The sequence below is a fragment of the Stenotrophomonas sp. STEN147 genome (assembly GCF_056757995.1).
Genome location: NZ_JBRRCG010000008.1, coordinates 109064 through 130362, shown reverse-complemented (window position 1 = coordinate 130362; position 21299 = coordinate 109064). Strand labels below are relative to the sequence as shown.

At 66.0% G+C, this 21299-nt stretch carries 22 protein-coding genes, 1 tRNA gene and 1 pseudogene; 8 read left to right on the top strand and 16 right to left on the bottom strand.

Translation table 11 applies throughout. The features are described from left to right. Position 1 precedes the first annotated feature (1 nt). From ACVOKU_RS10440 to ACVOKU_RS10385, 12 genes and pseudogenes are all read right to left on the bottom strand, one after another. Positions 2-385, bottom strand: coding sequence for a hypothetical protein (locus ACVOKU_RS10440; protein WP_481559860.1), 384 nt, complete (start codon positions 383-385; stop codon positions 2-4). A gap of 259 nt (positions 386-644) precedes the next feature. Further along, a complete protein-coding gene (locus ACVOKU_RS10435; RefSeq protein WP_065181651.1) occupies positions 645-2012 on the bottom strand; it encodes a sensor histidine kinase in 1368 nt (455 codons plus the stop codon). Next, entirely contained in the window at positions 1975-2652 is a 678-nt protein-coding gene (locus tag ACVOKU_RS10430; protein WP_053517044.1) for a response regulator transcription factor, read from the bottom strand. Before ACVOKU_RS10430 ends, ACVOKU_RS10435 begins: the two co-directional genes overlap by 38 nt. 8 nt (positions 2653-2660) lie before the next feature. After that, entirely contained in the window at positions 2661-3134 is a 474-nt protein-coding gene (locus ACVOKU_RS10425) for a hypothetical protein (RefSeq protein WP_481559859.1), read from the bottom strand. Positions 3135-3223: 89 nt separating this feature from the next. Next, positions 3224-3700, bottom strand: a complete 477-nt coding sequence (locus ACVOKU_RS10420; protein WP_481559858.1) for a hypothetical protein — start codon at positions 3698-3700, stop codon at positions 3224-3226. 253 nt (positions 3701-3953) lie between these two features. Next, positions 3954-4832, bottom strand: coding sequence for a 30S ribosomal protein S6--L-glutamate ligase (gene rimK, locus ACVOKU_RS10415; RefSeq protein ID WP_481559857.1), 879 nt, complete (start codon positions 4830-4832; stop codon positions 3954-3956). Positions 4833-4922: 90 nt separating this feature from the next. Then, a complete protein-coding gene (locus tag ACVOKU_RS10410; protein ID WP_481559856.1) occupies positions 4923-6080 on the bottom strand; it encodes a hypothetical protein in 1158 nt (385 codons plus the stop codon). A 26-nt stretch (positions 6081-6106) separates the two neighbouring features. Further along, the gene (locus ACVOKU_RS10405) at positions 6107-6334 is read right to left on the bottom strand and encodes a hypothetical protein (RefSeq protein ID WP_481559855.1); all 228 of its coding nucleotides are present in this window, start codon (positions 6332-6334) and stop codon (positions 6107-6109) included. A 207-nt stretch (positions 6335-6541) separates the two neighbouring features. Continuing rightward, positions 6542-6652 (bottom strand): annotated as a pseudogene (locus tag ACVOKU_RS10400) (30S ribosomal protein S6--L-glutamate ligase); the annotation flags it as partial. 142 nt (positions 6653-6794) lie between these two features. Continuing rightward, complete coding sequence (locus ACVOKU_RS10395; RefSeq protein WP_481559854.1) at positions 6795-7241, bottom strand: hypothetical protein; 447 nt, start codon at positions 7239-7241, stop codon at positions 6795-6797. Positions 7242-7459: 218 nt separating this feature from the next. Next, positions 7460-7533 (bottom strand) — tRNA-Gly (locus ACVOKU_RS10390). Positions 7534-7661: 128 nt separating this feature from the next. Next, complete coding sequence (locus ACVOKU_RS10385; protein ID WP_481559853.1) at positions 7662-9497, bottom strand: autotransporter outer membrane beta-barrel domain-containing protein; 1836 nt, start codon at positions 9495-9497, stop codon at positions 7662-7664. Positions 9498-9704: 207 nt separating this feature from the next. Between ACVOKU_RS10385 and thiS the strand changes: the two genes are divergently transcribed. The 4 genes from thiS (at position 9705) to ACVOKU_RS10365 (ending at position 13426) form a co-directional block, all read left to right on the top strand. After that, a complete protein-coding gene (thiS, locus tag ACVOKU_RS10380; protein WP_053517056.1) occupies positions 9705-9905 on the top strand; it encodes a sulfur carrier protein ThiS in 201 nt (66 codons plus the stop codon). A gap of 117 nt (positions 9906-10022) precedes the next feature. Next, positions 10023-10817 (top strand): thiazole synthase, encoded by a 795-nt coding sequence (locus ACVOKU_RS10375; protein ID WP_053517058.1) that lies wholly within the window; start codon positions 10023-10025, stop codon positions 10815-10817. Continuing rightward, positions 10817-11551: a tRNA (guanosine(46)-N7)-methyltransferase TrmB gene (trmB, locus tag ACVOKU_RS10370; protein WP_481559852.1), complete on the top strand. Its 735-nt coding sequence runs from the start codon at positions 10817-10819 to the stop codon at positions 11549-11551. Before ACVOKU_RS10375 ends, trmB begins: the two co-directional genes overlap by 1 nt. Positions 11552-11578: 27 nt before the next feature. Continuing rightward, complete coding sequence (locus ACVOKU_RS10365; RefSeq protein WP_053517063.1) at positions 11579-13426, top strand: SLC13 family permease; 1848 nt, start codon at positions 11579-11581, stop codon at positions 13424-13426. A 170-nt stretch (positions 13427-13596) separates the two neighbouring features. Here ACVOKU_RS10365 and ACVOKU_RS10360 read toward each other — a convergent pair. Together ACVOKU_RS10360 and ACVOKU_RS10355 are read right to left on the bottom strand one after the other, a co-directional pair. Then, positions 13597-14696 (bottom strand): IS3 family transposase gene (locus ACVOKU_RS10360; protein WP_481559876.1). Its coding sequence is split into 2 segments (ribosomal slippage): positions 13597-14480 and positions 14480-14696, totalling 1101 coding nucleotides; the frame shifts between segments, so codons are not numbered across the junction. A 340-nt stretch (positions 14697-15036) separates the two neighbouring features. Continuing rightward, positions 15037-15372: a Rieske (2Fe-2S) protein gene (locus ACVOKU_RS10355; RefSeq protein ID WP_481559851.1), complete on the bottom strand. Its 336-nt coding sequence runs from the start codon at positions 15370-15372 to the stop codon at positions 15037-15039. Between the two features lie 181 nt (positions 15373-15553). Between ACVOKU_RS10355 and ACVOKU_RS10350 the strand changes: the two genes are divergently transcribed. The 4 genes from ACVOKU_RS10350 to ACVOKU_RS10335 all read left to right on the top strand — a co-directional run bounded on the left by ACVOKU_RS10350 (position 15554) and on the right by ACVOKU_RS10335 (position 18687). Further along, positions 15554-15835, top strand: a complete 282-nt coding sequence (locus tag ACVOKU_RS10350; protein ID WP_053517067.1) for a hypothetical protein — start codon at positions 15554-15556, stop codon at positions 15833-15835. Between the two features lie 78 nt (positions 15836-15913). Then, positions 15914-16630 carry a fumarylacetoacetate hydrolase family protein gene (locus ACVOKU_RS10345; protein WP_065181655.1) on the top strand — a complete coding sequence of 239 codons (717 nt, stop codon included), beginning with the start codon at positions 15914-15916 and terminating at the stop codon, positions 16628-16630. A gap of 52 nt (positions 16631-16682) precedes the next feature. Further along, the gene (gene mscL, locus ACVOKU_RS10340; protein WP_053517072.1) at positions 16683-17087 is read left to right on the top strand and encodes a large-conductance mechanosensitive channel protein MscL; all 405 of its coding nucleotides are present in this window, start codon (positions 16683-16685) and stop codon (positions 17085-17087) included. Between the two features lie 178 nt (positions 17088-17265). Further along, complete coding sequence (locus ACVOKU_RS10335; protein WP_053517073.1) at positions 17266-18687, top strand: M28 family peptidase; 1422 nt, start codon at positions 17266-17268, stop codon at positions 18685-18687. A 137-nt stretch (positions 18688-18824) separates the two neighbouring features. Here the strand turns inward: ACVOKU_RS10335 and ACVOKU_RS10330 are convergent, their stop codons facing one another. Beyond that, complete coding sequence (locus tag ACVOKU_RS10330; protein WP_481559850.1) at positions 18825-20276, bottom strand: alanine/glycine:cation symporter family protein; 1452 nt, start codon at positions 20274-20276, stop codon at positions 18825-18827. Positions 20277-20285: 9 nt separating this feature from the next. After that, on the bottom strand, positions 20286-21275 hold the full coding sequence (locus tag ACVOKU_RS10325; protein WP_481559849.1) for a hypothetical protein: 990 nt from the start codon (positions 21273-21275) through the stop codon (positions 20286-20288). Positions 21276-21299: the final 24 nt, after the last annotated feature.

Below are 21299 nucleotides of genomic sequence, written 5' to 3'. Positions count from 1 at the left end.
ATCACTGCAATGTGGCTGTCCCCCTGATTCTCTCGGCCTGCAGCTGCTGCTGCACGTGACACGTCAGTTCCCGCGCGGCCAGAATCAGGCCTTCCATCGCGCCCGGTGGCAGCACGTTCTGCTGGCCACCCCGCGTGCGCGCGATGTGGGCGGCGTACATCATCCGGGTCAGGGTGCCGAGACCTTCGACGGCGCGCCTGAGATCGGCAGGCTGCGCTGCGTCGGCGCTGACGCCGCCGGCGTCGACTGGCGTCTGCTGGGCCGGCATCTGGCCGTCGCAGCGGGACAGTACGTCCTCGACGCGCTGGGCGACGTCCGGAGACAACTGGCTGATCGAATCACCGACCAGTTGATGCAGGTTGGGGTAACGGATGCGATGCGACATGGCGATGCTCCTGGCAGCCGGCAGAGTGCGCGGACTGGCATCTTGGCCATCTGCACGTCCGGCAATCAGGAGGTAAAAGCGTCAACTGCCCTATAACTATCCGGAACCGTGAGATCGGACACGCCGCGGACGCGGCAGGGCGTGCGCGCGCCGGGTGTCTGGCCATGCAGAACAGATGCGTTCATGCCGTTAGCGACAGCGACGCCCTGGAAGAGGCGTCCCTGCAGGGCCGGGCCCTGCTCCGCAGGCAAAGGATCTGCTACAGCGGCCTGGGCGAGAACGTCAGCGTTGCGATCACGCCTCGCTCGCCCCCCGGGCGCACGCTGACCTGCCAGCCGTACAGGTCGCAGAGGCGGCTGACGATCGACAGGCCGATGCCGCCGCCCTGCGAGTGGCCCGCGTGCGTACCGCGGTAACCGCGCTGGAACAGCTTGGCCGCATCTTCCTCGCTCAGGCCCGGACCACTGTCGGTGACCGAGACCGAGTTGGCCCCTACGTGCACGCGGACTTCGCCATCCTGCGAGTACTTCACCGCGTTGCCGATGAGGTTACCCAGGGCCACCGAAAGCGCGGCCTCGGGCGCGTCGATCACCAGGTTGCGCTCGCCCTCCAGCGCCAGTTCCAGCGGCTTGCCACCCAGCTGCGCGCGGTGCGCGTCCAGCAGTTGCTCGGCCACGCGGGCAACATTGCTGGTGCCCTGCCCCCGCTCGTTCCGCGACAGCAGCAGCAAAGCACCGATCAGATCACTGCACTGCTGCTCGGCACGCTGGATGCGCTGCAGGCGCTGCAGCACCTTTTCATCCAGGCCGGGACGGGTCAGCAGCAGCTCGGTGGCGCCGCGGATCACCGCCAGCGGCGTGCGCAGTTCGTGGCTGACATCCGCATTGAACTCACGGTCGCGCTGCACCACTTCGGTCAATCGCGAGGAGTAGTCGTCCAGCGCCTGGGCCAGCTGGCCCACTTCGTCGTCGGGGAAGCGCGGCGCCAGCGGTTCAGGCTCGCTGGTGCCGCCCCGGTAGGCGCGCAGGCGGGCCGCCAGGTCCGATACCGGCTTCATCACCTTCGAGGCCGACCACCAGCCCAGCACCAGCGACAGCAGGCTGAACACCAGCACCGACAGTACGAGGGCGCGGTTGAGCTGCTTGCCACCGCGCATGCTGTCGGTCATGTCATAGGCGAGGAAGAACCAAGCGTCGGGCGTTTTTCGCACGGCCAGCTTGTAGGAATAGGGCTCTCCGTGTTCATCGCCACTGACGCTGTGGATGCCATCGGCAAAGCCCGCCCATTGCGCGCGCTCTTCGCGCACCCGGTCGAACTTGTCCTTGGAATACGCGTACGCCCGGATCTGCAGCACCGGCGCATCCGGGTTGTGCCCGGGATGCTCGTAATAGCGCCGCGCATACTCGTCGATGTTGCGGTTCATCAGCTCCTCCACCAGCTGGTTCTCCACGCGCAGGCGTGCCCAGTTGGTAGCGAACGCGAACAGTGTTGTCAGGCAGAAGCCCAACAACACGAATGACACGATGATTCGACTGCGCAGGCGGCGCCGATACGGCGTGCGCCGGCGCTCCCCCTTGGTTGCCACGGGATCAGCTTTCCGGGGTGGCGATGCGGTATCCGATGCCATGGCGGGTCTGGATCAGCGGCACTTCGAACGGCTTGTCGACCACGGCACGCAGACCGTGGATATGGACGCGCAGCGAATCCGAGTCGGGCAGTTCCTCGCCCCACACGCGGGTTTCCAGTTCCTGGCGGGTGACCACGGCCGGCGCCGCTTCCATCAGCGCCTGCAGGATTTTCAGTGCGGTCGGGTTGAGCTGCAGCAGCTTGCCCTGGCGGCGCACTTCCAGTGTGTCCAGGTTGTACTCCAGGTCGCCGGTTTCCAGCACGCGGGTCTGCACCCCCTTGCCACGGCGGGACAGAGCGTTCAAACGCACTTCCACTTCCTGCAGCGCGAACGGCTTGATCAGGTAGTCGTCCGCACCGGAATCAAAACCCGCCAGCTTGTTGTCCAGCGAGTCGCGAGCGGTCAGCATCAGCACCGGGGTCTGCTTGCGCGCTTCGTTGCGAAGCTTGCGGCAGACCTCGATTCCGTCCATTCCCGGCAGGTTGAGATCCAGCACGATCGCGTCGAACTCGTGCACTACGGCCAGATGCAGTCCGGTCACGCCATCGGCGGCGAAGTCCACGGTGTGGCCCCGGTCCTCGAGGTAGTCGCCCAGATTGGCCGCAATGTCGCTGTTGTCTTCGATTACCAGGATTCTCACTGTCACCTCTAGTTGACGAATTTTCCGACGCGCTGGGCCTGGCCCATATCACGCTGTGCCTTGTCCTTCTGCCGGGCGCGCTCGGCGACAGTCATGCACTGCGTCGTGTGCCGGTTCGAACCCGTGGCTTTCTCACGTTGGCATATTAGACGACTATCTTCACGTGACTGTGTCAAAACCGTGTTCACGACCTGCTGGTCGTTGATGACATCGGTTCGTACCCGTTCAGGCATCAGATCCAGGTTCGGGTACTGCTCCACAGCAGCCCGCAGGCGCACCAGCGCTTCGCGGACCCGGCTGCGGTCGGCGACTGTCAGCTCGCTGTAGGTCTCGCCGTCGTTGAGTTCGACATCGATGCGCTGGAGCTGTTGCTGCAGCGGCTTGCCGGAGGCAAAGACCTCGTCGCCCTGTTTGGACGCAGAGGCGGTGGCGGCCAGGGCCAAGCCGGAAAACAGGAGCGCGGGCAAAAGGAGGGACTTCATGGCAAACGGATCCTTGTCTGAGTTGAGAGCCGACTGTATTCGCACCACCTTCACGCCAGCAAGTGCCACGCGTGGGGGCGGCGGACGGCCTACCGGTTGCTGGCAGGGTTGAGATTGTTGAACGTGCGCTGGTCATTGATCAGCGCCTTGCCCTTTTCTTCGATGCGGCGACGTTCGGCGACAGTCAGGCAACGGCCCTTGGGCATGTTGCTGCCGGTGGTGCGCTGGTAGGTACAGACCTGGCGGCTGTCGTCGTGCGCGCGGGCGAGCAGCTGGTTGACCCGCTCCTGGTCGTTGAACACCTGCGCCTGCACCTGCGGCGGCAGCTCATCGACCCGCTGCCGGTCCCCCATGCGCTGGGTGATGCGGGCCAGCGCCTGCTGGATCTGGCTGCGGTCATCGGCGCTCAGTTCGGCGTACTCCGGCGCCTGCAGCGCCTGCTCGACCTGTTGGACCTGGCCGGCAACCGGAGCCTGGCGATCCATCTGCAGGGCGCTCTTCTCTGTCTTGGCGACAGCAGCGCCCGACAGGCACAGCAACAACGCGATCATCGTGACGCGATACATCGCCTACCTCCCGGTCCATCGGAACGAAGGCCCAACTCTACGAGCGCATCCAGGCCGCCACAAGTGGCGCGTGGCCTACGGATGCCCATAAAAAAGGCCCAGGCGGTGCACCCGCCTGGGCCTGAAGTCGTATCCCGATACCGATCCTGCTGAGAGGCAGAGCTGCGGTTCGCTGAAGCCTACGCCCGCACCGATTAAAGGCATGTTAAAGCAGCGTCTCGCCGCCCAAAGAGAATCTCAAATGACTGAAAAATCAGGATTTTTTCAGCTTCTCGACATGCTCGATGATGCGCATGGCCACGTCCACCCCGCAGGCTGCCTCGATGCCTTCCAGGCCCGGGGTCGAGTTGACCTCCAGCACCAGCGGGCCCCGCTGCGAGCGGATCAGGTCGACGCCGCAGACCGACAACCCCAGAGCCTTGGCCGAGCGCACCGCGACCTGCTGTTCGGCGCGACTGGCCTTGGCCGCCACGGCGGTGCCGCCGGCGTGCAGGTTGGAGCGGAAGTCGCCTTCGGGCGCCTGCCGCTGCATCGAGGCCACCACCTGGTCGCCGACCACGAAACAGCGCATATCGGCCCCCTTGGCCTCACCGATGAACTCCTGCATGAGGAAGTTGGCATACAGGCCACGCAGCGCCTCGACGATCCCGCGCGAGGCACTGGCCTTTTCGGTCAGGATCACGCCGCGCCCTTGCGTTCCCTCGTTGAGCTTCACCACATGCGGCGGCGGCCCGAGCATCGACAGCAGATCGACGGTGTCATCGGGGTTGTCACCGAACACCGTGACCGGCATGTCGATGCCTTTGGCCGCCAGCAGCTGATGCGCGCGCAGCTTGTCGCGCGAGCGCAGGATCGCGTCGGACGGATTGGGCGTACGCGCGCCCATCAGCTCGAACTGGCGCAGGACCGCGGTGCCATATCGCGTGATCGATGCACCGATGCGCGGAATGACCATGTCCACACCGGTCATCGGCCGCCCTTTGTAGTGCATCGAGAATCCGTCGGCAGCGATGCGCATGTAGCAGCGCAGCGGATCGAGGATGCGCACCGTGTGGCCGCGCGCACGCCCCGCCTCGACCAGCCGGCGGGTGGAATACAGGGAGCTGTTGCGGGACAGGATGGCGAGCTTCATCGCGGCGGGATCGGTCGGCAGGCGCGCAGCATAGCGCGGCCGTGTGGCCGGCGGATGATCGCCTCGGAGGCGCGCAGAGGGGACCGCCGATCAGCGACGTGGTACGTGCAGCGTGAAGCGTCCGTTACGTGCACGCACGATCAGCATTGTCTCCCGCCACTCCAACGCCAGTTCCAGGCAGGTGTGGGCGGTAGGTTGGCGATTCGGCGTACTGCCATCCCACGTCTCCGTGTAGGCCTCGCACTGCACGTCACCATCATCGCTCACGGCCAGCACGTCCACCCACACGGGTTCACGGGACGTCCCCACCCTTGCCCATGCGCTCGTGCTTACGGCTCGCCATCGACCTTCCCGGTGGACCAGCCAGACGCTGCCCTGCAGACGCATATCTGCGCCCAACAACACACCCCGCACTACCAGGCACTGGTTGCCGGGACTGACCATCATCTGCTTCAAGCTGCAGACATGCCGTTCGCTGTCGACACCGTCCAGCTGCAGCGCATAGGGCCGTATCCTGCAGAACAGCTCAGGATCAACCGTCAGGCGCAGATCGTCCGGCAGCAGCAGCGTGGCCAGCAGAATGCGGCCGTCTGGCAGCACGTGGCGCAGCTCCGCCTGCGGCGGGTCGACCAGCGCCGGATGATCGGGCGCCAGCCACAGACCGTGGTAGGGCTGCAGTTGCGTCCGCTCGCCAGGCAGGCTGCACACCCAGTCGGCGGCAGCGCGATCATCGTGCTGATGCCGGCGCTCATTCAGCGCCTGGTGGAACTCATGTGGCAGAAGAGCTGACAGCCGCCCCAGCACCTTGTGCTGCTCGTCATAAACCATCACAACCCGGCAAGAGTGGATCCAGGCCTGCGCAATACGCAACGATGTGCCTTCCAGATCAAACCACCCGGCGCTGCAGCTCTGCCCCCCCGAAACATCAATATCATCGACGATGGCACCGTCACGCAGCATCTGCATGCTGGATACGGGCCCTCCCATACCAAGCTCTCCGCAATTCAGCAACACATCGTCGGCGGGCGGCTCCGTGGCAAAGGGCTGCAGCGGCTCGGAGCGCAGCGCCGCGCCTCCGGCTTCAGCACCCATTAGCGGAAAACGCTGCAGCACGCTGCCGACGACGCCGCCGGCCGCCAGTGCAGCCACCACGCCCAGCGGCGACCACCACACGATGCACACCGCCGCCAACGTCAGCAACGGCAGCCATTTGATGATGAGCCGCAACCCGGTACGAACCAGGGCCATGCAGGTTGGCCTCAGGGTGCCGGCAGCTATCGAAGACCGGCTCTCTTGGCCAGCACGAATGCCAGAAGCCCGAATGCGACCGCTGCGCCCCCCAGAAGATGTGGGGGAAAAAAGCCAAGAAAGATGTTCGCGCCCGCCAGAAACGCCGCGATGGCGGCAAGAAACGCAAACACAATCACGCCGACAGGCCGAACCGGTACAACAGGATCGGGGCCACGGCCAGCTTCCTGCTTCGACTGCTCATTGTGTTCCATCACATGACTCCGTGTGTGTGCATCCGCAAACTACGGGAAGCAGGAGGTGATTGCTATCTTCTCCTTCACCGTATGCCGCCGACGCGATTCTGGCCGGCTTCCGGTGTCCGATGGACACGGGCGGTTCCGGTCAAAAGCGACAGAAACCGCCTTCACCTGGAAACCGCGGGATCATCCGGAAGTTCATCGCACGGTATTCAGCGTTCAGCAGCGCAGCGGACCGAGGATGCGCACCGTGTGGCCGCGCGCACGCCCCGCCTCGACCAGCCGGCGGGTGGAATACAGGGAGCTGTTGCGGTACAGGATGGCGAGCTTCATCGCGGCGGGATCGGTCGGCAGGCGCGCAGCATAGCGCGGCCGTGTGGCGGGCGGATGATGCCCCGCGGTTGCCGGGACAGGGGGCCACAGTCCAGCCAGCAACAGCCCGACAGCGATGCCGTCGGACTGCGGCTGCCGCGTGCTATCGGCCCGTATTGATCCGTGCAACGACCTCCCGCACCCGCTTGGTGTAGGCCGCCAAAAGCTCTCTGGACTGCTCCGGCGTGACCGCCTTGCCGACGTGGCCAGGCTGTGCGGCATAGTCCCGCTGGAAATCGCACATTTCCACGGACAGCGCACTGCTGACGTCGTCCTGCGCAATGGACGGCGCACCGGTACTGCCATCCGCATTGACGTTGATCATGAACGCGCGGTCGCCCGTGTAGCCGCCGAAGCTGTTCTTCGCGTTGACCATCCCGCAGACAATCGTACCGTCGAACATCGCAAACGCCTGACGGATGACGATCTTTGCCGAGTCAGGATCCTTCAGCGCCCGACGGACCCCCGCCTCCGCGATGGTCCGATCAGCCTCGACCTTCTGCTTTCTTGCGTCTTCTTCGGTCGGCGTGCACGCCGCCGCAATACCCATCAACGCAACCGCAAGAACCCGATTCCGCATATCCCCCCCCTGCCACTGGCTTGAATGTTGCCGCACTGTACCGGCTTATCGCCCCGCCAGACCATCGGCGAGCACGGGAAGCGCCCACGCTTCACCAACTCACAGAGTCGGCAGGCAAAGAAAGATGCAAGAGGGGAAACATCCAGGTCCGCGGCCGATCCGGAAAACACACGCATCATTGCGGAAGATGGAGCGGGCGATGGGAATCGAACCCACGTCAGTAGCTTGGGAAGCTACAGCTCTACCATTGAGCTACGCCCGCGTCGCGCGGTGAAAGTCTATGCGGTCGGGCCGGTGTTGCGCAATGGTGGCCACCGCATGCGCCGGGCATGGCCCGGCGCTGCCATGCAGCCTTCCCAGGCCCTTGCGGGGCCTGGGAAGGTGTGTTCATCAGAAACTGCCGCTGAAGCTGGCAAACAGCGTCGCGTCACGTGCACGCTTCTGCGCGGTGGAGGTGCTCAGGCCGATGTTGCTCTGCAGCCCGAACAGCTCCGTGCGGGCGCCCAGCACCACGGTGGCGTAGTCCTTGTCGAACTTCAGGCCCGGCACGCGGTAGCTGCCCAGCTCCGGCAGGGACTGCAGCCAGGCGCTGGCCTGCTTGGTGTCTTCGAACTCGTGGTCGTAGGTAGCCTGCACGTAGGGCTTGAAGGTGCCGCCATCGAAGCGCGCCTGCCAGCCGATGCGACCGACAGTGGAGTCCAGCTCCTGGTTGTTGTAACCCAGCGCAGTGGCCAGCGTGCCGGCGTCGGCACTCTCGGTATAGCCGTCGATCTTCACCTTCTGCCAGATCACGGCAGCCACCGGACCGTGGCGGAAGCCGCCCTCGGTGCCGAACTCGTACCCCGCGTTGATGGCGGCGGTGAGGTTGCTGCCATCTGCGGAACCGCCATGCTCACGGGTGGCCGGACCCAGCTGCACCTTGCGGGTCACGTCGTAGTCGAGCCAGCTGTAGCTGACCTGCCCGTTGACCCAGGCACGCTCGCCGTACCAGCCAGCGAACAGGCCCAGCGTGGTGTCGGACTGGGTGAAGTCGCCGCGGCTGTTGCCGAAATCGGCATCCATGCGGCCATAGCCACCGAAGCCGCCCAAGACCATGCCGTCACGCGACCAGTCGACACCGAACAGGCCGGCCGGCGCCAGGCCGTCGTAGAGATCGGCGTGGTCATAACGCTGCATGTCGCCGCGCACACCGCCCCACCACGACAGGCCGTCAGCCGGACGACCGCCCAGATGCATGCCGACCTGGTCGGCGCGCGAACGGCCGACAGTCTGCGCCGAATGGCTGAGGACCTGCTGCAGGCGTGGACCTTCCAGCACGGATACCGCGTACTGGCCCAGCAGTGCATGGCCTGCCGTGGTCGGGTGCACGCCGTCGGCGAACAGGTAGGTCTTCGCGGCATCCGGGCTGACGTAGGACGTCGGGTTGCAGCCGATGATGCTCTGCGTCGAATTGGCCGGATCGATGGTGCAGGCCGTGCTGGTGACGTTGGTGAAACCGTACATGGCCGGATTGGCGGCCACTTCACTGAGCACCGTGAAGGTATCCAGCGGGATGAATTCGATGCCCGCCTGCTTCAGCCCGCCATACAGGGCGTTGTTGTAGCCGGCCGACAGCGCGGTGGCGGCGGCGGCATTGGGGCCACGGAAGGACGGCGTCAGGCCGACGTTGGGCAGGTTCGGCACCAGCACGTACTGGGCGCCGGCCTGCTTCAGCGCGCCGACCAGGGCGATCTGGTCGGTGACGGCCGCGCCGATGATGGCCTGCGCCTGTGCCGGCGCCGCAGCGGCCGCGAACAGGTCGTTGGCGCCACCCCAGACGGTGTACAGGGCGTTGGCATCGGCCTTGCCGCCATTTGCCGCCAGGTAGCGGGCAAGTTGCGTCTTCAGCGACGGAATGGGCCCCAGGGCACCACTGACCTCCACCGACACGCGCGCACCGCCGACGGCGTAGTTGTCGCCGTTCTGGCCGTTGCCGTTGGGCGTTCCGTTCAGGCCGTAGTAGTTGGCGACCTGCTGCGACCAGACCCAGCCCGGATTGGTGGTGAACTGGCCGGTGACCGGCTGTGCTGCCGGGGGCAGCAGCGGCCGGAAATAGCCCGCGTCGGTCAGGCTGTCGCCGAAGAACACCGCGTGCGAGTAAGGGGATTCGCCTGCCATGGCCGGAACCGCAGCCAGTGCGATCGCGGCCGCCATCAGGGAGCGGATCGGGCGTTTGCTGAGCAGCATGTAAAGAACTCCTGTGGGGACGTCATTGAGGACCCGGCGTGCGTACGCCGGCGCACGGTGAATGGTTTCACCGCACCGACGATTGCTCACGCTGCGCCGCCGCATGAATTGCCGCGCAGCCCGCCAATCGCAGGCTGCGCCGATGCGGGCGCCGTGCGGAGGAACGGATGGTTTCCGTCCTGACGGGCCATACGCGACAATGCCGCCATGAACATCCAGCTCAACGGCGAACCCCGCACCCTGCACGCTTCGGCAACCCTCCACGACCTGCTCGAGGCCGAGCAACTGCTGCAGCGCCGGGTGGCGGTCGAGGTCAATGGCGAGATCGTCAGCCGCAGCCGCCATGGCGAGCATCGCCTTGCCGAAGGTGACGTGGTGGAGATCGTGCACGCCCTGGGTGGGGGTTGAGGCACGACGCCCACGCTGCGCGCTCGCCGGGCATGGCCCGGCGCTGCCCCTGCACCTGCCTCCCGGCGGCATCGAAGTGACGACCCCATCTTCAGGCGGATAAGCGATAATCGCGCCATGAACGTTCATGTCTCCCCCGATTCGCTGGTGATCGCCGGCAAGACCTACGGCTCGCGGCTGCTCACCGGCACCGGCAAGTTCAAGGATCTGGAAGAAACCCGCCTGGCCACCGAGGCCGCCGGCGCCCAGATCGTCACCGTGGCCATCCGCCGCACCAACATCGGGCAGAACCCCGGCGAGCCGAACCTGCTGGACGTGCTGCCGCCGGAGCGCTTCACCATCCTGCCCAACACCGCCGGCTGCTACACCGCCGAAGACGCGGTGCGCACGTGCCGCCTGGCCCGTGAACTGCTGGACGGCCACAACCTGACCAAGCTGGAAGTGCTGGGCGACCAGAAGACCCTGTACCCGGACGTGATGCAGACCCTCAAGGCCGCCGAACAGCTGGTCAAGGATGGCTTCGAGGTCATGGTCTACACCTCCGACGACCCGATCCTGGCCAAGCGCCTGGAAGAGATCGGCTGCGCTGCGGTGATGCCGCTGGCCGCGCCGATCGGTTCGGGCCTGGGCATCCAGAACAAGTACAACCTGCTGCAGATCATCGAGGACGCCCGGGTGCCGATCATCGTCGATGCCGGCGTCGGTACGGCATCGGACGCGGCGATCGCGATGGAGCTGGGCTGCGATGGCGTGCTCATGAACACGGCCATTGCCGGCGCGCGCAGCCCGGTGCTGATGGCCAGTGCGATGCGCAAGGCGGTCGAGGCCGGCCGTGAGGCGTTCCTGGCCGGGCGCATCCCGCGCAAGCGCTACGCCAGCGCGTCGTCGCCGGTGGATGGGTTGATCGGCTGATGACCAATCCTTTCGACAGCGCTGGGTCCAAGGCCCCGCCCAAGCCGTTCACCGTCAGCGAGGGGCGCCGCGAGGTGCGCAGTTTCGTGCTGCGCCAGGGTCGCTTCACGCCTGCCCAGCAGCGCGCGTTCGACGAACGCTGGCCGCGCTTCGGCCTGGATTACAGCGGCCAGCCGCGCGACCTGGACGCCACCTTCGGTCGCCCGGCGCACAAGGTGCTGGAGATCGGCTTCGGCAACGGCGCTGCACTGCGCTTTGCTGCCCAGCATGACCCGTCGCGCGACTACATCGGCATCGAAGTGCACGCGCCCGGTGTCGGCCGCCTGCTGAACGCCCTGGCCGACGACAACGCCGACCACGTGCGCCTGTACCACCATGACGCGGTGGAAGTACTGCAGAACGAGATCGCCGATGGCGCGCTGGATGAAGTGCGCATCTACTTCCCGGACCCGTGGCACAAGAAGCGCCACAACAAGCGCCGCCTGCTGCAGCCGGCCTTCGCAGCGCTGCTGGTGCGCAAGCTGCGTGCGGGCGGCCGCCTGCACTGCGCCACCGACTGGGAAGACTACGCCGAACAGATGTGGGACGTGCTCGATGCGACCGCCGGCCTGGTCAACCGGGCCGGTCCGCGGGGCAGCGTGCCGCGCCCGGAATGGCGGCCGCAGACCCACTTCGAGACCCGCGGCCAGAAGCTCGGCCATGGCGTCTGGGACCTGTTGTACGACCGCACCTGACGATCGCCCGAGGACGCCGCGCCCCACATGGATACCGCGCTGACGCTGACCAACGACATGAAGCTCGTACTCGGGCTGGTCGGCTTCACGATGGCGATGTTCCTGTTCGAGCGGATCCGCGCCGACGTCGTCGCGCTGGTGGTGCTGGTGGTACTGGGTGTCACCGGCCTGATCGCCCCGGAGGAAATCTTCGGCGGCTTCTCCGGCAACGCGGTGATGAGCATCATCGCCACCACCATCCTCGGTGCGGGCCTTGACCGCACCGGCGCACTGAACCGGCTCGCGGCCTGGCTGCTGCGGCGCGGACATGGCATCGAGCAGCGCCTGCTGATGATGACCACGGCCATCGCCGGCCTGAACTCGTCCTTCATGCAGAACCCGTCGGTGATGGCGCTGTACCTGCCGGTCGCCTCGCGGTTGGCGGCACGCACCGGGCTGACCATGCAGCGGCTGCTGCTGCCGATCTCGGCGGCGATCGTGATGGGCGGTGCGCTGACCATGGTCGGCAACTCGCCGCTGATCCTGCTGAACGACCTGCTGGCCTCGGCCAACAACAACCTGCCCTCCGGCCTGGCCAGCATCGAGCCGCTGCGCATGTTCGCGCCGCTGCCGATCGGCGTGGCGCTGCTGATCGCCTCGCTGCTGTACTTCCGCTATTACGGTGACCGCAAGCTGATCGAGGAAGAGACCCTGGTCAACGATGGGGTCACCCCGGCCCGTACCGAGAGCTACTTCGCCAAAACCTACGGCATCGAAGGCGATGTGTTCGAACTGGTGGTCACCGCCGAAAGCCCGCTGGTCGGCATGACCCTGGGCGAGGCCGAGAGCCTGCACGACGCGCCGCTGCTGCTGGCGCTGAAGACCGGCAACGATACGCGGCTTGCGCCACCGGCGGAAATGCGCATCTGGGTGGGCAGCGTGCTGGGCGCGATGGGTCCGCGCGAGCAGATCGGCGATTTCGCCCAGAACCAGTTCCTGCGCATGTCCTCGCGGCTGAAGCATCTGGGCGACCTGTTCAATCCCAGCCGCGCGGGCATTTCCGAGGCGGTGGTGCCGCCGACCTCGAACGTGATCGGCAAAAGTGCGGCCGACCTGCGCCTGCGCAAGGAGCGCGGCATCAGCCTGCTGGCGATCAACCGCGACAAACAGGTGATCCGCGAGGACGTGCGCGACGTGCAGCTGCGCGCTGGCGACATGCTGGTCTTCCACAGCATCTGGACCGACCTGGCGCAGGCCGCCAAGAGCCGTGACTTTGTGGTGGTCACCGACTACCCGACCGGCGAGCAGCGCCCGCACAAGTTCAAGATCGCCATGGCGATCTTCGCGCTGACGATCCTGATCGCGCTGACCAGCAAGCTGCCGGTGGCGCTGACCCTGATGACCGGCGTGGCCGGCATGTTGCTGACGGGCGTGCTGCGGATGGACGAGGCCTATGCCTCGATCAACTGGAAAACCGTGTTCATGATGGCCGGACTGATCCCGCTCGGCTGGGCGATGGACTCCAGCGGCGCGGCGGCCTGGGTCGCCGGCCACACCATCGACAAGCTCCCCACCGGCATACCGGTGTGGGTGCTGGAGCTGGCCCTGGCGCTGCTGACAACGGTGTTCTCGCTGGTGATCAGCCATGTCGGCGCAACCATCGTGATGGTGCCCATCGCGGTGAATCTGGCGCTGGCGGCGGGTGGCAACCCCACCGCGTTCGCACTGATCGTGGCGCTGTCGGCCTCCAACAATCTGATGACGGCCTCCAATCCGGTCATCTCGATGATCACCGGCCCGGCCAACTACACCCCGCGCGAGATGTGGCGGGTCGGCGGACCGTTGTCGCTGATCTACACCTGTGTGGTGGTGCTGATGATCAACCTGATGTTCTGAGGGTCGGGTTCATCGGCAGGGCTGCGCCCTGCACCCCAGTAGTGCCGGCCGCTGGCCGGCAACCTCAACGGCAAAAGCGTGCATTTCGTGGGATGGCGGGGTGGGTCCGGTTGCGGGGGACGCCGTAAACCTGTGGTGGTCAAGTATTTCTGGACACTCGCCAGGGGGGGTTAGGCCACCTGCGCTTCGTGGGGCGCAGGTGGCACAAGGCCGTTGGCGTTATGAAGCCGACGGTGGTTGTACCAGTCCACAAACTTCTCGATGTCCGCTGCGGCCTCCTGTCGGGAAGGGTATTTGGAGTACAGCCACTCCCCTTTAAGGGTGGCAAAAACCCGCTCCACCACAGCGTTGTCCCAGCAGTTGCCTTTCCGGCTCATGCTCTGGGTAATGCCGTGGTCGCGCAGGATTTCGGCAATGGCGTGGCTGGTGTACTGCCGCCCTTGATCAGAGTGAAACAGCAGCCCGGCGTTGGGACAGCGCTGTTTCAGCGCTCCGCGCAGGGCTCTGACTGCCAACCATGCGTCGGCTTCGTGCGAATGGGCCCAGCCCACGATCCGGCGAGCAAACAGGTCCACCACAATGGCTAGATAGAGCCAGCCCTGCTGGGTGGGGATATAGGTGATGTCACCGGCCCATACCTGATTGGGGGCCTGCGGATTGAACTGACGGTCCAGGATGTTGGGAATGGTCAACGCCTGCGGTCCAAGGCTGTGGTACTTGTGCCGCCGATGTTGCCGCGCTCTTACCCCCGCCCGGCGCATCAAGGTTCGGGCCCGGTAACGCCCCACCTGCAGCCCACTGTCTGCCAGTGCCTTGGCCATCCTTCGCGAGCCGCAGCTGCCCCGGTGGGCCGCATGAATACGGCGCACCAAGGCGACCTGGTCCAGCAGGGTATGGTCAATCCGTGCCTGCCGCTGCAGCCAGGCGTAGTAGCTGCTACGGGGGTAATCCATCAGCTGGCACAGCAAGCGGATCGGAGCGGCCTTCCCCAATTCTTCGATCACTTGTTCCGGTGATCGCTGTCCCGAATGAAGAAGGCAATGGATTTTTTTAGTAGATCACGCTCCTCCTTTAGCCTGCGATTCTGTGCCTCCAACTCGGCAATGCGGGCTTGAGCATCGATAGGAGGGGCCTCCGCCTGCGGATCGTGCTTTCGACGCCATTGCTCGATCCAACGCCTCAACGCCGTCGGGCCGACATCCATCAACTGGCAGACATCTCTCACTGTCTGCCCTTCCACAACGACAAGGCGGACAGCTTCGTCCCTCATCCCTTGCGTGATCTGCTTTGCCACGGGTCACCTCGGTGCTCGAAATTGATCCTGTCGAGTGTCCAAGTTGATTAGACCACCGCTACCCGTCCATGGGGGCTTGGTCGCGGCATCCATGCCGCTCACACCCCCGCAACCGGACCCACCCCGCCTTCGACAGATTTCTGCGATCTGCCAGAACGGCGTCGTGCACCGCTTTGGTAGGTGTCGACCTTGGTCGACACGGTAGATCCACGCCATGCGTGGATGCCTTTGTAGAGTCGAGCCATGCTCGACTGCTCCTGGCTTGATGGGTCAGAGCCGTTCTCCTACGGAAAACGGAGCCGCCCCCTAGCCGGCTTCAAGCCAGGTAGACCTGCCCATCACGCACGTCCACCGGCACCGCGCGCAGGCGGTCGCCCTTGCAGGGGCCGGCGATGCAGTCGCCGCTGTCCAGCGCGAACGAGGCGCCGTGGGCGGCGCAGACCAGATGCCCCTCGCGGCTCTTCAGGAACTGCCCCGGCGCCCAGTCCAGGCGACGGCCGGCATGCGGGCAGATGTTCATGAAGGCGCGCACCTGTGCGCCGTCGCGATACAGCAGCAACGACTCGGCATCGCCCTCGACCACTGCTTCGACCTCGGCAAACGCACCATCGGCAATGGCATCAAGGGCGATCAGGGCAACAGCGGAAGTCATGGCGAAGGCTCGGACAGTAAAGATGCATTGTCGCACGCCTGCTCAGGTGACTGGCTGCAGGATGAACACAAGTCATTGATTCGTAATAAGCACAGGCTATATTTAACGAGTTTTTCACTCAATGACAGTGCCGGCTCCGGATACTCTGGTTTCGCTGATTTCCCAGCCTAATCGAGCCGCCATGTTCAATCGCGATTCCGCCTTCAACCAGTTCCGCACCCTGTTCGCGCCGCGCAAGCCGCGCCACCCGCTGGTGCGTGTTGCCGTGGGCCTGCTCGGCCTGGCGATCCTGGCCGCGATGGTGTTCATCGGCGTGTTCGTCGGTGCGGCGATGATCCTGGTCGGCCTGGCGTGGAAGCTGCTGGCCTCGCGCAAGACGGGTGCAGCCCGACCGGCCGACCCGACCGTGGTCGAGGGCGAGTACCGGGTGGTGCGCAAGCCGGTGCTGCCGGCCTCGCGCTGAGCCCTGCCGGCCGGCGTGCCCGCTGACGGCGGGCGCCATGCGTTCTAGACTGCGGGCACTCCCTTTCTGGATGCCCGCATGTCCGATGTTTCCGATGTGATCCCTGCACCTGCCACGCCGCGCGTTCCGGTGGTGGGCGGTGGCAGCTTCCCCGTGCACCGCGTCTACTGCGTGGGTCGCAACTTTGCCGACCATGCGCGCGAAATGGGAGCCGCGGTGCCGGCGGCCGACGACCGCGGCCGGCCGATGTTCTTCAGCAAGCCTGCCGATGCGCTGGTGGTCGGCCATGACGATGCCATCCCCTACCCGCCCGCGACGGCCAACCTGCATCACGAAGTGGAGCTGGTGGTGGCGATCGGCCGTGACGCCCCGGCCGGCGAGCTTCCCGTGGCCGATGCCGAAGCGCTGGTGTACGGCTACGCCGTCGGCCTGGACCTGACTCGCCGCGATCTGCAGGCGGCCGCCAAGGAGAAGGGCCATCCCTGGGATGCCGCCAAGGGCTTCGATGCCTCCGCACCGATCAGCGAGATCGTGCATGCCGGCGAAGTGGGCGATCTGGCGGCGCTGAACCTGTCGCTGGAAGTCAACGGCGAAGTGCGCCAGCAGGCCCTGCTGGACCAGATGATCTGGAACGTGCCGGAAATCCTGCACGAGTTGTCCAAGCTGTGGCAGCTGCGCGCCGGTGACCTGGTGTTCATGGGCACGCCGTCCGGAGTGGCCGCACTGAAACCGGGCGACCGTTTCAGCGCGCGCCTGGAAAACGTGGCCGAGCGCCACGGCGTGATCGCCGGCTGACACCACCTGCGCTACTCTGCGCGCTGTCCACATCCCCCACAGGAGAAAACACATGGGAGTGCTCACCGAATTCAAGGAATTCGCGATGCGCGGCAACGTCATCGACCTCGCCGTCGGCGTGGTGATCGGCGCCGCCTTCGGCAAGATCGTCACTGCACTGGTCGAGAAGATCATCATGCCGCCGCTGGGCCTGCTGATCGGCAAGGTGGACTTCTCGCAGCTGGCGTGGACGCTGTCGCCGGCACGCATCGGGCCGGACGGCAAGGAGATTCCGGCGGTGGTGATCGGCTACGGTGATTTCATCAACACCCTGATCCAGTTCGTGATCGTGGCGTTCGCCATTTTCCTGGTGATCAAGGTCATCAACCGTCTGTCGCGCAAGAAGGAAGCCGCTCCCGCCGCCCCGGCCGAGGAAGTGGTGCTGCTGCGCGAGATCCGCGACAGCCTGAAGAAATAAGGCGTAGCGCCGGGCCGTACCCGGCGAGGCTGCCGCATGTGAAAGCCCCGCTCCGGCGGGGCTTTCGCTTTGCCGGACGTGGCGGAAAACAGCGTTCGCTCCGGACATGACCTCCCGCCCATGCGCGCGTCTGAACGACTGTTAAGCTCCAAGGCTTGGTCCCTTCCCGGAGTTGTCCATGCGTCGCCGCGTCCTTGCCATCGCATCCTCCCTTGCCCTGCTGGCCGCCCCGGCCTTCGCAGCACCGCGCGCCACCACCCTGCCCCCGGCGTCGCTGGCTACGGCCGCGCAGCTGCGCGATCAGGCCCTGGCCGATGACACCGGCTGGAAGGTGGTCGAGTCGCTGACCACCGAAATCGGTCCACGCATCGCCGGCAGCGAAGCCGACGCGCGTGCGGTCGCCTGGGCCGAAGCCAAGTTCAAGGCCCTGGGTTTCGACAAGGTCTGGAAAGAACCGGTGACCTTCCCGAAGTGGGAGCGCCGCAGCGAACACGCCGCCGTGACCGGCAGGAACCCGCAGCCGCTGCAGATCACCGCACTGGGTGGCAGCCCGGGCGGTACCGTTGAAGCCGAGGTCGTGCGCTTCGCCGACCTGGCCGCGCTGCAGGCTGCGCCCGCCGGTTCATTGAAGGGCAAGATCGCCTTCGTCGATTACCAGATGCTGCCGTTCCGCGATGGCCGCGACTACGGCCGTGGTGGCGCGATCCGCAGCAAGGGACCTTCCGAGGCGATCCGCAAGGGCGCCGTCGGTTTCCTGATGCGCTCGGCCGGCACCGATTCGCATCGCGTACCGCACACCGGCATCACCCGATTCGATGACGGCCTGACCCCGGTACCGTCCGCGGCCCTGTCGGTGCCCGATGCCGACCAGCTGGCACGTCTGCTGGCACGTGGCAGCACTACGGTGAAAGTCGCGCTGGACTGCGGCTGGGACGGTACTGCGACCTCCTACAACGTGATCGGCGAGATCACTGGCCGCACCCTGCCCAAGGAAGTCGTGGTGATCGGTGGCCATCTGGATTCGTGGGATCTGGGCACCGGTGCCGTCGATGACGGCGCAGGTGTCGGCATCACCATGGCCGCGGGGCATCTGATCGGCCAGCTCAAGCAGGCCCCCAAGCGCACGATCCGGGTGATCGCGTTCGCCAACGAAGAGCAGGGGCTGTACGGCGGCAAGGCTTACGCCGAAGCACATGCAAAGGACGTGGCGCTGCACCAGCTGGCTGCCGAGAGCGATTTCGGTGCCGGCCGCATCTATGCGTTCAATACCGGCTCGCCAAACCCGGAAGGCTCGCGCGAAGCGACCCGGCAGATCGCCGAGGTGATGAAGCCGCTGGGCATCGAGTACGCAGCCGACAAGGGCGGCCCGGGTCCGGATATCGGCCCGCTGGCGGCCAAGGGTGGCGCCTGGGCGTGGCTGGCACAGGATGGTTCGGACTACTTCCACCTGCACCACACCGCCGACGACACGCTGGACAAGATCGACCCGAAGGCGCTGGCGCAGAATGTGGCGGCATACACCGTATTTGCCTATCTGGCCGCAGAGGCCGACGGCAACTTCGGCAGTGAAGCCAAAGCGACGACACCGCCGAACGAGTGATGCGGCAGCGCCAGGCCATGCCCGGCGAGCGCAGCGGGAAAGGAGGTGCGGACCAAGGTCCGCACCCACCAGAAGGGATCGCATCCACCAGAGGGGATCGCGCCCGCCCGGCTGGGTCACCCCATCTGCCCGGACAGTTACCGTTCCCACGCGCGGGTGTTGCGAACACCAAGCCGGTGCGGATCGAACAGGGGATCCGTCCCGATGCGACGGTGGTGTTCGTAATCGCGCAGCGCGGCCAGCGCCGGCTTCTGCAGCAGCAGAATGGCGATGATGTTCAACCAGCTCATCAGGCCGACGCCGATATCCCCCAGCGACCAGGCGACCGTGGCACTGTTCAGCGCCGAGTAGCCGGTGGCCAGCAGGAACAGCAGCTGGAACCCGCCCATCACCCACGGCATCCGGCGGTCCCGGCACAGGTAACTGATGTTGGTTTCGGCCATGTAGTACAGCGCCAGGATGGTGGTGAATGCAAAGGGCAGGATGGCCAGCGCCACGAATGAACGGCCGAAGCCCGGCAATGCCGATTCCACCGCGTACTGCACGAAACGCGGTCCGGCCTCGACGCCCGGCAGATTGCCCAGCAGCAGGCGCGCATCATCCGGAATGCCGTTCACCGCCGGGTCGTAGACGTTGTACAGGCCGGTCGAAAGAATGAGGAAGGCGGTCGCACTGCACACCACCATCGTGTCGATATAGACCGAGAACGACTGCACCAGGCCCTGCTTGACCGGATGGGAGACCTCCGCTGCGGCCGCCGGGTGCGCACCACTGCCCATGCCGGCTTCGTTGGACAGCACGCCGCGGCGCACGCCCCACTGGATCGCCGTGCCGATCATGGCGCCGAACGCCGCATCCATGCCGAAGGCACTGCGCAGCACCAGCCCTGCGACCTCCGGCACTTTGTCCGCGTTGAGCACCATCACCATCGCGGCCACCAGCAGATAGGCGATGGCCATCAGCGGTACCAGCCACTGGGCGACACCGGCGATGCGGCGTACACCGCCGACAAGGATGGCACCCAGTGCAACCAGCAGTGCGCCGGTGGTGAACACGACCGGTACGTCCCAGGCTTCATTCACCGCGCTGGTGATCGCATTGGACTGCGTACCCGCCAGCATCGCGCCGGCCAGCACGGCGACCAGTGCAAACAGCACCGCATACCAGCGCTGGCCCAGTCCCTTCTCGATGTAGTAGGCCGGGCCACCCCGATACTGGCCACCGGCGTCGCGATCCTTGTAGATCTGCGCCAGCGTCGATTCGATGAAGGCGCTGGACGCACCCAGGAAAGCGACAACCCACATCCACAGGATCGCACCGGGACCACCGAAGGCGATGGCCATCGCCACACCGGCGATATTGCCAACGCCCACCCGGCTGGACAGCGACAGGGACAACGCCTGGAACGGGGACACCCCTGCATCGGACCGCTCATGGCGGAACACCAGGCGCAGCATGTCCGGCAGCGCGCGCAGCTGGATGAAGCGGGTGCGCACGCTGAAGTACAGGCCGGCGAGCAGGCACAGCACCACCAGATAAGGGCTCCACACCACGCCGAGAAGGGCATTGACGATCGATTCGACGTTCATCGCGCCCCCTCAGAAGGACATGCCCAGGGCGACCTGGGGGCTGATGAGGCGGGCGGCATTGCGGCCGGCCACGGTGACCTCCACGCCGGCGATCAGGCCAAGCGAGGGGGTGAAGTGGTACTGCAACGCGGGGGCGAAGGTCAGCGTACGGCTGGCCGGGCGCCATTCGTCGACGCGCGCGATGGCGCCGTCGGCGCCGGGAGCGAAACCGCTGAGGCGTTGCCGGGTCTCGCGGCTGGCTGCCACTTCCATCACCGCTACCCAGCGGGGGTTGACGCTGTATTCGGCGCCGATCGACAGGCCCAGTACCGAACCACGCGCGATATGGCCCTGGAAGCCCGCGGCGGTACCGTACACGCTGGCACCGGTGAGGGCCGTGCGGGAAGGCGCCGGACCTGCGCTGAGCTGGGCACGCCAGCGCAGCGGCCGCTCGTTGCCCAACCACACCACCTGCTGCACGCCCAGCGCGGCGACGGTACGCTGCACGCCGTCACCCTGCGCGTCGAGCGGATTGCCGGTGATGCGGTCATGGCTGCCCGTGCTGAAGCGCTGCACGAGCGCTACTGAAACCGCGGGCCGGGTGCCATCCGCATTGGCCGCCTGCAGCAGATACTGCAGGCGCGCGGTGGTGTCACCCGCGCGGAAACCCCGGCTGTGCGCGGCACCGGATTCGGCGCGTGACGCGCTCAGGTTGACCTGGCCGGTGATCCGCTCGCCCAATCCATAGGCGATGGGCACCACCACCGTCCAGCCGCCACTGCGTTCGCCACTGCGCTGGCGCTGGCCACGGTCATCGAAGTGATCGCGGCTGTCGACACGTACCAGATAGGGTTCGATGTAGCCGTGCCCCTTCGGCATGCCGGCCGGATTCGGGGTGATCAGCGGACCCGTGAAATTGACGCCTTCCAGACTGCGTGCGCTGGCATGCACATCGACCGACGCAAGCAGGCTTGACAGCGAGAGGAGCGCGCCGAGGGCGCAACGATGACGACCATGCATGTGGAACACCTTGCCTGACAGGAA

Bases quoted from the DNA above. Each gene is read 5' to 3' on its own strand.
- ACVOKU_RS10355 (WP_481559851.1), bottom strand. From the start codon at position 15,372: ATGACTTCCGCTGTTGCCCTGATCGCCCTTGATGCCATTGCCGATGGT.
- trmB (WP_481559852.1), top strand. From the start codon at position 10,817: ATGACCAATCCTTTCGACAGCGCTGGGTCCAAGGCCCCGCCCAAGCCG.
- ACVOKU_RS10425 (WP_481559859.1), bottom strand. From the start codon at position 3,134: ATGAAGTCCCTCCTTTTGCCCGCGCTCCTGTTTTCCGGCTTGGCCCTG.
- ACVOKU_RS10405 (WP_481559855.1), bottom strand. From the start codon at position 6,334: ATGGAACACAATGAGCAGTCGAAGCAGGAAGCTGGCCGTGGCCCCGAT.
- ACVOKU_RS10325 (WP_481559849.1), bottom strand. From the start codon at position 21,275: ATGCATGGTCGTCATCGTTGCGCCCTCGGCGCGCTCCTCTCGCTGTCA.
- ACVOKU_RS10440 (WP_481559860.1), bottom strand. From the start codon at position 385: ATGTCGCATCGCATCCGTTACCCCAACCTGCATCAACTGGTCGGTGAT.
- mscL (WP_053517072.1), top strand. From the start codon at position 16,683: ATGGGAGTGCTCACCGAATTCAAGGAATTCGCGATGCGCGGCAACGTC.
- ACVOKU_RS10385 (WP_481559853.1), bottom strand. From the start codon at position 9,497: ATGCTGCTCAGCAAACGCCCGATCCGCTCCCTGATGGCGGCCGCGATC.
- thiS (WP_053517056.1), top strand. From the start codon at position 9,705: ATGAACATCCAGCTCAACGGCGAACCCCGCACCCTGCACGCTTCGGCA.
- ACVOKU_RS10350 (WP_053517067.1), top strand. From the start codon at position 15,554: ATGTTCAATCGCGATTCCGCCTTCAACCAGTTCCGCACCCTGTTCGCG.
- ACVOKU_RS10375 (WP_053517058.1), top strand. From the start codon at position 10,023: ATGAACGTTCATGTCTCCCCCGATTCGCTGGTGATCGCCGGCAAGACC.
- ACVOKU_RS10345 (WP_065181655.1), top strand. From the start codon at position 15,914: ATGTCCGATGTTTCCGATGTGATCCCTGCACCTGCCACGCCGCGCGTT.
- ACVOKU_RS10435 (WP_065181651.1), bottom strand. From the start codon at position 2,012: ATGGCATCGGATACCGCATCGCCACCCCGGAAAGCTGATCCCGTGGCA.
- ACVOKU_RS10420 (WP_481559858.1), bottom strand. From the start codon at position 3,700: ATGTATCGCGTCACGATGATCGCGTTGTTGCTGTGCCTGTCGGGCGCT.
- ACVOKU_RS10395 (WP_481559854.1), bottom strand. From the start codon at position 7,241: ATGGGTATTGCGGCGGCGTGCACGCCGACCGAAGAAGACGCAAGAAAG.
- ACVOKU_RS10410 (WP_481559856.1), bottom strand. From the start codon at position 6,080: ATGGCCCTGGTTCGTACCGGGTTGCGGCTCATCATCAAATGGCTGCCG.
- rimK (WP_481559857.1), bottom strand. From the start codon at position 4,832: ATGAAGCTCGCCATCCTGTCCCGCAACAGCTCCCTGTATTCCACCCGC.
- ACVOKU_RS10330 (WP_481559850.1), bottom strand. From the start codon at position 20,276: ATGAACGTCGAATCGATCGTCAATGCCCTTCTCGGCGTGGTGTGGAGC.
- ACVOKU_RS10365 (WP_053517063.1), top strand. From the start codon at position 11,579: ATGGATACCGCGCTGACGCTGACCAACGACATGAAGCTCGTACTCGGG.
- ACVOKU_RS10335 (WP_053517073.1), top strand. From the start codon at position 17,266: ATGCGTCGCCGCGTCCTTGCCATCGCATCCTCCCTTGCCCTGCTGGCC.